Genomic DNA, 12,096 nt, shown 5'->3' with positions numbered 1-12,096 from the left:
ATCAAGGCCGGGCACGACGCCGTCGTGATCCTGCGGGACAGCGCGGAAGGCATCAACGGCCCCGCCATCGGCGACATCAGCGTGGACATCTACGCGCCCAACAACAAGCCGGCACCGTACGGCTCGGGCAGCACCATCGAGTCCGTCCCCACCAACTGCTACTTCCGTCCGGACGGCGCGCCGTGCACCGGCGGCGCGGACGCCCCCGTGATTGTGGGCGGCGCCGTAGTGGCCGTGGCCTTCGGCACCGACCTCAACACCATCAACGCGAACTACACCTTCAGCGACCTCCGGGCCGGCCACAACATCGGGATCTTCCACCCGTCCCCGGCCACCGCCATCACCGTCAAGGCCTTCACCGACGTCGACGGCCAGTGGACCGACGACGAGACCGGCGCAGCGCACGGCGTGATTGACGGCTCCGGCAAGATCGACGTCCTCACCAACGGCAACATCTGGGTGATCGAACAAAGCGGCAAGGGCGACCTGCGGGTGGGCCACATCCACTCCACCGGCCTCTGCACCGGCGCCGCGGCGCTCTGCGCCACCCCCATCGCCGCCGACGTCCGGCTCGATTCACCGGGCAGGATCCTCGACGCCGAACTGGACAACGGCGTCCTCGACACCGACGACGACGGCATCCTGGTGGACGCCTACGACCTCGACATCTCCGGCGTCCGGAACGGCGTGGACGTCACCGGCCGCAACATCACCCTCACCGCCGGCGACAACGGCCTGGGCGAGGCCGGCAGCGTCTCCGGCACCGGCGGCATCGGCCTCCCGGACAACTTCCTGGAAATCCAGGTGGACGCCGTGGGCGGCTTCCCGGCCGTGGCCAGGGGCCTCCTGAACGCCCACGACCTCGCCGCCGACGACGACAAGACCCTGGGCATCCACCTCGACCAGGTGACCGGTGACCTGCGCATCGGCGTCGTGGAAACCGCCGGGGACAACAACCTCAGCACCGGCAACGTGTCCCTGCGCAGCCGGGCCGGGTCCATCATCGACGGCGCGGCCAACGGCGCCGGCGACGCCGCCGCGGACGTGCTGGGCCAGACCATCGACATCGACGCCCACGGCGGGTCCATCGGCACCGCTGCCAAGGACCTGGACATCGATTCGCTCCGCGGCTCGCCGTTCGCCTGCACCAACGCGAACTGCGCCAACAACGCCGGGCTGCTGAACAACGGGACCTCCGACGCCGGCCTCGCCGCCACCGCGGACGACGTCGCCCTGGAAGCCGGCACCGGCATCTACCTGACGGAAACCGACGCCTACCTGCGGCTGCTCCTGGCCCACGCGGTCACCGGCAACATCCGCATCACCGTCCGCGAAAGCGCCGACCTGGACGAGGACCTGTTCCTGATCCGCAACGGCAGCGCCAACTTCGCCGAGGACAACACCACCGTCCCCGGCAACGACGCCGACCACCTCCGCAGCGTCCCGGTGGGCACCGTCTTCGCCGAGACCGGCAGCGTGGAGCTCCGCGTCGGCGACGACCTCACCTTCCACCAGAACACCCAGGTCCTCGCGAACCTCGGCATCGACATCCGCGGCGACTTCGGCAACGCGGACACCGGCGGCACCCTGGCCGTCCCGGACCCCGAATACGGCAGCAGCATGATCCTGCGCGGCCGCATCATCGCCGACTGCAACGTCACCGCCGGCGACTCCACCGGCGACCCCATGGGCAGCTGCGCCCCCAGCGCCGCCAACCCCGTGGCGGACCGCCAGACGCATGTGTGGGGCGGCTCCGACGTCGACCTCATCCAGCTCGGCGACCCCTCCGGCCTGGACCTGGCACAGACCTCCAACCCCGCACTGAACAAGGAACAGCCCGGCGACGCCGGCTACATCTTCCTCGGCGCCAAGACCACCGTCCACGGCAACGCCACCGCCGCCTCGAACACCGCCGACGGCGAGGACCGCATCACCGTCTGGTACCTGCAGTCCATGGACGTCGTCACCAGCCCCACCGGTATCCAGACGGGCACCGGCGCCGGGCACACCCTCACCCTGGACGGCCAGGGCGAGTCCGACCACTACTTCGTCTACACCAACGGCAGCCACGGCAACATCCGCAACTACGTCATCAACGTCCTGGACACGGGCGCCCCGGATGCCGGCGTGGACGAGCTCGCCATCTACGGCTACAACAACACCGCGGCCGCCTACAACGGCTACCTGCCGGGCACCACCACGAATGCGGCCACGGACGACATCTTCCTGCTGCGGGCCCTGAAGTGCATCGACAACGAGAGCCCGTTCGCGCTCAGCGCCGGCGTCCCCAGCGGCTGCCTCAGCCCCACGGAGGCGGCCGACCACCCGGCCTTCGTGGCCCTGCTGGCCGGCAGCCTCGCCGCGGACGGCGGCATCGGCTCCTATCGCGACCGGATCGCCGGCAACGAGCCCAGCGCCCTGGTCCAGCGGATCAACTACGACACCGCGCTCAACGGCCGCATCACGGTGTTCGGCGAGGGCGGCAACGACGCCTTCTATGTGGACGACACCTCCGCCACCATCACCCTGGACGGCGGCGCCGGCAACGACGTCTTCCAGATCGGCCAGATCTTCGGCACCCAGCGGGACGGGCAGAACGCGCCCGACGGCGGCGCCCTCCTTCCGGCGGACACCTTCCCGGCGCTGGTGCCCACCACGCGCGGCTGGCTCAGCCCCGGCGCCCACGCCCCGCTGCTGGCCACCGGCGGCACCGGCAACGACCAGTTCACCGTGTACTCGAACCAGGCCGAGATCCAGCTCAACGGCGACGACAACAACGACATCTTCATCGTCCGCGCCTTCGCCATCGCCGCGGTCTGCGACACAGACGCGGACAGCGTCGCCGGCTGCGGCCTCAGCGACGTCACCTTCGTGCCGGCCGGCGGCACCTTCCCCACTACGGTGGCGTTCGGATCCTGCGTCATCAGCGGCAGCTACACCCGCTACGACCGCAACGGCGACGGCGTCTGCAACAACGCCGACGCCCACACCACGTTCAACCACCTGGCCGGCTCCAACATCGACCTCGACAACACGATGTGGGAAGACGACATCATCCCGCTGGACGCCAACGGCGTGGCCGTGCCCGTGATCGGCCTGGGCTTCTCCACCTCCCGGCCGCTGGACATCCGGGCCGGCGGCGGCGAGGACGAGGTCCAGTACAACGTCAACGCCCCCGTCAACGTGGACGGCGGCACCGGCTTCGACAAGCTGGTCATCCTGGGCACCGAGTTCGCGGACGACTTCGCCATCACGGACAAGGGCATCTTCGGGGCCGGCCTGAACGTCAAATACACCACCATCGAAGTGATGGAAGTGGACGGCCTGGAAGGCGATGACCAGTTCTTCGTCCAGTCCACCGCCTACGGGGTGGCGTACCGGATCATCGGCGGCCTGGGCTCGGACATGATCAGCGTGACCGGCGACGTCACGGCGGACATCGTCACCCGTGAACTCGAGGGCCTCAGCGGCGCCGTGGACCACATCGTCACCTCGCCCACCGACCCCGGCTACGACGGCCTCACCGCCGACGGCGTCCCGTACAACCTGGCCACCCAGGACCGCGGCATCGTGGTGATCCGCGAAGGCACGGGCGGCACCCGGGTCCGCGAAGGCGCGGCCGGTACTGACACCATCAAGAGCTACGCGTACTACACGGTGGAGCTCGCGGTGGTACCGACGTCGAACGTTTACGTCACCGTTTCCGCCGCCTTCCCGCCGTCGCAGGAAGCGGACGGCAGCCTCATCAACCCGTCCCCGCTGCCCAACGGCCTGGGCGACACCGTGTGGCTGTGCGTCGGCACCGCGGACACGCAATGCGACGAGTTCGCCGAGTTCCAGCGCCACTACGTGGTCAACGGCACCGTGGTGGACGAGAACGGCCGCGCCGTCACCCTGACCTTCACGAACGGCACCTGGAACGTGCCGCAGCGCGTCTACCTGTGGGCGGTGGACGATCCCCGCGCCGAGGGCGACCGCACCGTGGTCCTCCAGCACAGCGTGATCAGCCAGGACGCGCGTTTCCACCGGGCCGCCGTCCGCCAGGTCAACGCCCTGGTCTATGACAACGACACCCCCGGCGTGTACGTCGCCGAGGTGGAACCCGGCGGCACCGCCCTGGACGGCCGCACCCTGGTCATCGAAGGCAGCGCGCTCACGCAGCGCACCGACGATCTCCTGCTCACCCTCGCCAAGGCACCCGCCGCCGGTCACACCATCTGGGTGAAAATCTGGATGGACGCGGACAGCCAGCGCCTCATCCAGCTCGACTTCAGCCTGGTCCCGGCCGGCCGCTGGCTCGCTTTCTCCGACGGCAACGGCGGCACCTACTACTCGGTCAGCTTCACCGCCGGCAACTGGAACGTCCCGCTGCGGATCGTGGTCAACGCCCGCCCCAACAGCGACCCCGGCGACCCCCTGACGGCGGTCATCAACTACGAACTCGACACCCTGCTCACCGCCGCCGCGGCAGCCGCCGCGTACCCGTTCCCCAACCTGCGCAGCGGGCTGCAGCGCACCGACGTGCTGGTGTACGACGACGAGACCCCCAATGTGGTCAGCATCCCCACCGGCACGGACACCGTGGTGATCCAGTGCGGCAATACCGCCTGCACCATCCCCGGCGGGACCGACGGCTACACGATCAGGCTCACCAAGGCCCCCAACGGGGACGTGCGGATCGCGCTGATCCCGGACGGCCTGGTGGACGTGGTGTCCGTGGGCGGCGTGGCAGTGACCCCGGCCGACTACCAGGTGATCGGCGGGGACATCCCGGCCCGGGCCTTCCTTGGAGCCCTCACCATCGCAGGGTCCACCATCAGCCGGGCCAACGGCAGCGACCTTGGCAGCTTCAGCGACGAAGGCTTCGCTGCCGGGCAGCGGATCACCATCTCAGGCTGCGGCGCCACCATCTTCACCATCCTGTCCGTCGCACTGGACGGCAAGAGCATGGTCCTGTCCTCCGCCCCGGCCTGCGCCGGCGGCGCGGGCATCAGCATCAACCGGCTGACACGTTCGGGCGTGTGGGACGGCACCGCCACCACGGAGTTCGTGGACGGCGCCTGGCGCCTGGTCCGGCCCATCGCCGGCCCCACGGGCGGCAGCTGGCTCGCCGACGGCTTCAGCGAAGGCCAGTGGGTGGAGATCTGCCAGGCCGGCACTTGCATCCGGGCCAAGATCGCCGTCATCCGCGGCGACAACGCCGGGCACGACGAGAAACTGGAACTGCGCGACGTCCTGCTCAGCGGCGACTCCCTGGCCGGTTTCGGCGCCGGCGCGTTCACCGTGGTACGGATCGCCGCCGTCGCCACCTTCAACGCCGCCAATTGGTACCAGGAACGGTTCGTCGAACTCGAGGCGGACATCGCCTACGAGCAGCCGCTCCAGCGGCAGGGCGTGAAGATCTTCCCGGTCAGCCAGCACCTGGTGTCCCGGCTCCGCGGCCCGCTCGCTGTGGAAGGCGGCGTCACCGGCGCCGACCGCTCGCTCCAGCTGGGCCTCAAGCTCCCCGGCGAGCAGGACGGCCCGCTCTTCGCGATCGCCACCCAGGCGCCGGAGAGCAAGCAGATCGACATCCTGAACATCTACAACGACTCCTCCCAGGCCAACGGCCGCGGCGTCATGAACAGCACCTCCCTCAAGGGCTTCAACATGGCCAAGGACCTGGACTTCGGCGCCGCATACGGCGGAGCCGAGGGACAGACCTTCGGCGAACCGCAGGTGTTCCCGGGCGGCATCAGCTACGGCACCGTGCAGTTCGTGGACGGCCAGTTCGTCACTAACGGTGCCAAGTCCACCATCGAGATCTTCAACCTGATGCTCGGCTACGGCAACGACCGCCTGGACATCCAGGGCACCCTGCAGCCGGACGACGCCGTCAAGCTCACCGGCACCGTGGTGCTGGCCGCCTCCGGAAGCCAGTTCGGTTCCACGCACCGGCTCAGCCGCCCCGCCCCCTTCGACTGGAAGGCCCAGGGCTTCCTGATCGGCCAGCCGGTCACCATCAGCGGGCTCACCGGTACCTGGAAGGTGGTGGGCTTCGGCGACGACGATCCCATGGACACCACGGACAACACGGTGATGTACCTGCTGCAGCTCTCCGGACCTGCCGCGGCAGCCTCTACCGCGCTGCGGACGGTCATCGCCGCTGATGTGCCGGTCACCTTCACCGGCGCCGTCACCACCGTCCCCAACGCCCAGAACGACGGCGGCACGCTCACCCGGGCGGGCGGCAGCTGGATCGCCGACGGCTTCGTGGCAGGCCAGCTGGTCATGATCCAGGGCGTCACGGGAGCCTGGCGGCTCACCGAAGTCACTGCCCTGACCCTGACCCTGCGCCGCGGGGATGCACTGCCGGCCCTCAACGGAAGCTACAACGTCTTCGTCCCCGGACCCCACGGCGGCCTCACCACCGTCCACGGCGGCGGCAACTCGTTTATGCAGAACGTGTTCGACATGGAACGCTCCGCGCCGGGTGTTGGCAACGGTATTGGCGCCCCGGCGGGCACTGGCCTGGTCCTGACCCGCCTCGACGGCCTGCCCTGGGGCCTGACGGCCTACCTGCCCGGCAGCGGCTACTTCGCCCTGGACCCCTACGGCCACGGCCCGCAGCACATCCAGCTGGCTGGGGAGTCCTTCACCCGGATGATCCTGGGCTTCGGAAACGCGGCCTGCCCGTTCGATGACCCGTTCCCGCACTGCGGCGAAGGCTCGGTCATGTACCTCTCCGGCCCCGTCCACGGCGGCCCGACGGCCGTGCTCCCCACGGATGTGCACGTGGCCAAGCCCGTGGCGCTGACCTCCAGCGGCACCATGCAGCTGCACACCGACTACCTGCTCCGCACTGACGGCGGCTCGTTCCTGGCCGACGGCTTCAAGGTGGGCATGCAGGTCCGCGTCAGCGGCCTGGCCGGCCCGTTCACCATCAAGGCCCTCACCGCCAGCACTATGACCTTCTGGAACGCCGCGCTGCAGCCCACCGTCCATCTCAATGCGGCCGGCGTGGCCGTCTGGGACGCCCCGGTGTTCACCGTCACCGGCCACGACGCCACCCGCGACGGCGGACTGCTGATCGGCGGCGACGTCATCACCGTCTGCAACCTCGTGAACCCGATCGACGGCGTGCCCTGCGACCTGAACGCCACGGCCGGCCCGGGCTCGCCGCTGGTGGTCTACGGCGACACCAGCCAGGACGGCGTCTGGTACTCCGGCCGCCCCTACGACGTCCTCGGCATGGAGTTCGGCCCCAAGCCCTTCGACCCCTTCGTCCACATCCCCGATGCGCAGAACGAGGACGACGAGTGGATGCTGGGCCTGGCCAACTGGTACGACTACGCCGGCAACGACGTCATCGACGCCTCCGGCCTGTTCGCCCACCTCGCCGCTGCCCAGCTGCCCACGGTCGGCTACGTTGCCTTCGGCGGACTCGGCGACGACCTGGTCATCGGCAGCCAGGCCGGCGACCACCTGGCCGGCGGCTCCGGCGACGACGAAATCCGGGGCCTGCGCGGAGTGGACCACATCTACGGTGATTCGGGCGTCAACGTAAACGTCTTCACCCGGGCGCTGGACATCGCCGTCGTCGACCAAAGCCCCCGCCCCTCGGTGACCGGTGCGGGCTTCCTGAACAACGGCAGCACCATCCAGCCGTACCCGTCGCCGGTGCGCGACGACCTCCTGGTAGCCGGCCGCGACCTGCTCTTCGGCGAGGGTGCCGGCACCGTCGGCTCCGCCCCGGAGAGTGCCTACGACGACATCATCTTCGGCGACCACGGCGCCGTCCTCCAGAACGTCGCCGACCCGAACGAACCCGACGCCCGCCTGCAGAAGATCCAGACGACGGCGCTCGCCACCGTCCTGGCCGTCGCGTCCCGCAACCTGCAGCGCGGCGCCGACGACATCATCTTCGGCAACCTCGGCCGCGACCTGGTCATCGGCGGCGCCGGACACGACATGGCCGACGGCGACGAAGCCGACGACCTCGTCCTGGGCGACAACGCCTACCTGCTGCGGACCGACTTCCTCAGCTACCACTTCCAGACCCTCTGCGGCACCCTCCTGTACAGCCGCTCGGACCAGGCCAACGCCTGCGGCGGGGCGGTCAACCAGGACAACAGCGGGCTCCTCCTGGCGGACGGCACACCGCGTGCCTACCGCGATCCCGACGGGGCGCCCTGGTGGGCCGAGTACGACGTCACCAACCTCTTCCACGACTTCGCCTCGGACCAGGGCAGCAAGTGGGCAGGCAGCTTTGGCAACGACTACCTGGCCGGCAGCCAGGGCCATGACGTGATCCTGGGCCAGCTCGGCAACGACGTCATCCAGGGCGACGGCGGCATTGAGCAGGCCTTCGCACGCATGGTGGACGACGCCACCCCCAGCTACCACGTGGGAGCCTCGCGGACCCCGCTGGGCTGCACCGGAACCCTCGGCAACGTGGTCTGCGACTTCACCGGGGTGCTCACCGTCATCGCCTCCTTCGAGGCAGCCACCGACGGCGAGGACTACCTCGAGGGCAACGCCGGCAACGATGTAGTCTTCGGCGGACTTGGCCAGGACGACATCGTGGGCGGCAGCAGCGACTTCTACTCCCTCACGACCCCGGAGCTCCGGCCCGACGGCCTGCCGTTCCCGTCCCTGGCCTACCTGCCCGGCGACGACCGCGGCGCGGACCTCCTGTTCGGCGGCGCCGGCACGCAGACCGCCATCAACAACCAGGTGAGCGGCATCGCCGGAACCCCCGGCCTGGCCGGCGGCATCCTGGCGGACAACACCCTCCCGGCCAACATGCACGCTCGCGACGCGGACACCATCGTGGCGGACAACGGCCGGATCATCCGGATTGTGGGCGTCAACAACACGGACATCAACCCGGCAGGCGCCGCTGGCGCCGCAAACTACGTCACCTTCAACTACGACAACTACGGAACCCAGAAGATCGTGGTCCGCGGCGTCCACCTGCTCGACTACACGCCCGGCGGACCGGACTTCGTGCCCGCCAACTTCGGCCAGGGCGCCGGCTCGGACTGCAACGGCTCGCCCACGCAGCCCACCTGCTCGCTGATCCTGGACACCGCCACCGGCACCTGGAAGTACACCCAGATCGGCGGCCGCGACGAGGTTCACGGCGAATCCGGCGACGACACCGTGTACACAGGAGCCGACCACGACGCCCTCTACGGCGACGCGCAGGACGACGACCTGATCGGCGGCTGGGGCAACGACTGGATCTCCGGCGGCACCGGCACCGACGGCATCCTGGGCGACGACGGCCGCATCTTCACCAGCCGCAACACCGGGTGCTCCACCGCCTCCAGCGCAGTGTGCACGCAGCTGAGCGAACCGCTCTCCGGCGTCTACAAGTTCCGCACCGTGGACCCGGACACCCGCACCAGCGAAGGGGACGTGCTCAACGAGTTCATCTACACCCCGGGCCAGGTGCAGACGGCCACCATCAACGTGGCCGGCCAGCTGGCCAAGGCCGTGGACCTCACCCCGTACAACCTGGGCGACAACGTCAACGCCAGCCAGCACCACGTGGCGGACCAGCCGCTGTTCGACGCGAACAACTCGGATGACATCATCTTCGGCGGCTGGGGCGGCGACTTCATCCACGGCGGCGCCGGCGACGACGCCATCTCCGGAGCGGAAGCCCTCGGCACGTCCTACGCCCAGCACTTCGACGCCAACGGCAACCCGGTGGGCCTGGAACTCATCGACTTCCGGCACCCCTACAACCCGGGCGACGTACTGCACTTCGGCGCCGACACAAACGCCTGGCACAGCAACAACCACAACATGGGCCGCCTGGGCGAGTTCCTCCTCTACGACGAATACGATCCGCGCCGGGTAATCCTGTTCAACGCGGACGGCAGCGTCTGGAAGGGCGCCGTCCCTCCATGGACCCGCCAGTTCTTCCTGAACAACGACGCCGCCTCCGGCAACTGGGTGACGGCATGCATCGCCGTCGACAACCAGGGCAACTGCACCGGAACCATCGCCAACCAGCCCTCCGACGGCGACGACGTGATCTTCGGTGACCTCGGCAACGACTGGTCAGTGGGCGGCACCGGCAAGGACACCATCTGGGCCGGCTGGGGCAACGACCTCTCCAACGCCGACGACCTGCTGACCAGCAACAACGGCCTCAACGACGTCCCCGACGGCGTGAACTCCAGCTACCAGGACCGCGTCTACGGCGGCGCCGGCCTGGACATCCTGATCGGCAACACCGGCGGCGACCGGCTGATCGACTGGGTGGGCGAATTCAACAGCTACCTCGTCCCGTTCTCCCCGTTCGGCATCGCCACGGTCAGCCGCCAGGTGGAACCGCAGCTGCCCATGTTCCTGTACGCGCTGTCCCGCAGCCAGGGTGCTGACCCCACCCGCGCCGCCGATACGGGCAACGATGCGGTCCGCAACGGCGAACCCGACGGCGAGCTGGGCCTCATCACCCAGCACGACCACGGGCAGTGGCAGACCCAGACCGGCGGCCCCACAGATCCCCAGGCCGGCAACATCCCCGGCGGTCGGCGTGACACCCTGCGCGGGGCGGACTTCAACGACGGCACCCTCCAGGGCTTTGCCACCGACTCCGGCGCGTTCACCGTCCAGAACGGCCTGCTCAAGGTGACGGCGGCATCCGCCTCCGGAGACGCCGTCGCGGTCTGGTACTCGGACGCGTACAAGTCCGTGTACTACGAGCTCGCAGCGAAGATCTCCATGGACAAGGCGACCGGCGGCTGGAAGGCCAACGCGTTCATCGTCTTCGACTACTTCGGCCCGGAGGACTTCAAGTTCGCAGGGGTGGACCAGTCCATCAACAAGATGGTGATCGGCCACCGCACCTCCTCCGGCTGGTGGTACGACGCCCAGGGCGTGGTGCCCGGGTCGGTGAGCTCAGGCAAGTACTACAACCTGAACGTGGTGGTGAACGGACTGGTGGTCACGGTGACCCTGGACGGCAAGAACGCGTTCAGCCACCAGTTCCCGGTGCGCTACGTGGACGGCGACGCCGTGGCCCTGAACAAGGGCCTGGTGGGCTTCGGTTCGCAGCAGGCCCGCGGCTGGTTCGACAACATCTCGTTGATTGTCATCTCGCCGGAAATCTCGCTGGACCGCACCGAATACTTCGACGACGGCGTAGCCGAGGCATTCACGCCGGTGGCCGGATCCTGGAACACCGGCACCGGACGGTACGTGGGCACCGCCACCGCCGGAACGGTGGCCCTCGCCGCCGCCCAGTTTGGCAGCGCTGGCATCGACAGCCTCTCCTACGTGGAGGTGGAGGCCACGTTCCGGGCCCTCGGCGTCACCGGCATCGTCTTCGACTACTACGCCGCCAACGACTACAAGTTCGTGGTCCTGGATGTTCCCGGCCAGCGGATCCTGGTTGGCCACGTCAGCCCGCGCAGCGGCTGGGTGGTGGACCAAACGATCGCCCGGACCATCGCCGCCGGCAGCGAGCAAACGCTCAACCTGGTCCTCAAGGCCACCGTGGTCACGCTGACGCTGAACGGCCAGGTCATCACCAGCCGGGTCTTCAATTCCTCTGTGGCGGACGGCCGCACCGGCGTCCTCGGAAGGGACGCAACCGCCTCCTTCGACCGCTTCCGGTTCCGCACGGACGACGATCAGTTCACCCCGCCCGCCGTCATCCAGCGCGAGGTGCGGATCGGCGACGCCACCGTGGCCGAGGGCACCAGCGGCAGCCGGACGGTGACGCTCACCCTGAGCCTCGACCAGCCGCAGGGCACCCCGCTCACTCTCAGCTGGAGGACGGTGGCCGGTCCCGCCGGCGCGGCCGGCGCGACGGCGGGAACGGACTACCTGGCGGTCACTTCCGGCACAGTGACTTTCGCGGCCAACAGCACCACGGCCACCATCACGCTGACCATCTACGGCGACACGATCTCTGAACCGAACGAGCAGTTCATGGTCCAGCTGTTGCCGGGCCCGGACTTCAACCTTGCCGACGGCTATGGTCTGGTGACCATCACCGACGGCGGGGCACAGCCGTCCGTGGTGGCAGCGCCGGGGGCTGCCACCACGGAATCCCCACAGCAGACGTCCCGGGCCCGGAAGCAGACAGGTGCCTGA

At 69.1% G+C, this 12,096-nt stretch carries 1 protein-coding gene (cut by a window edge); it reads left to right on the top strand.

Annotation, left to right across the window (positions count from 1 at the left end; all coding sequences use genetic code 11):
* Window positions 1-12,096 carry the 3' end of a carbohydrate-binding protein gene (locus tag J2X42_RS04180; RefSeq protein ID WP_310162510.1) on the top strand. It extends 16,809 nt beyond the left edge of the window, so the window shows 12,096 of its 28,905 coding nt (coding positions 16,810-28,905); the start codon falls outside the window, past its left edge; the stop codon is at window positions 12,094-12,096.

The organism is Arthrobacter sp. BE255 (assembly GCF_031457335.1).
GTDB lineage: Bacteria > Actinomycetota > Actinomycetes > Actinomycetales > Micrococcaceae > Arthrobacter.
Note: the sequence above shows the minus strand (reverse complement) of the source record. Positions and strands in the feature narration are given on the sequence as shown.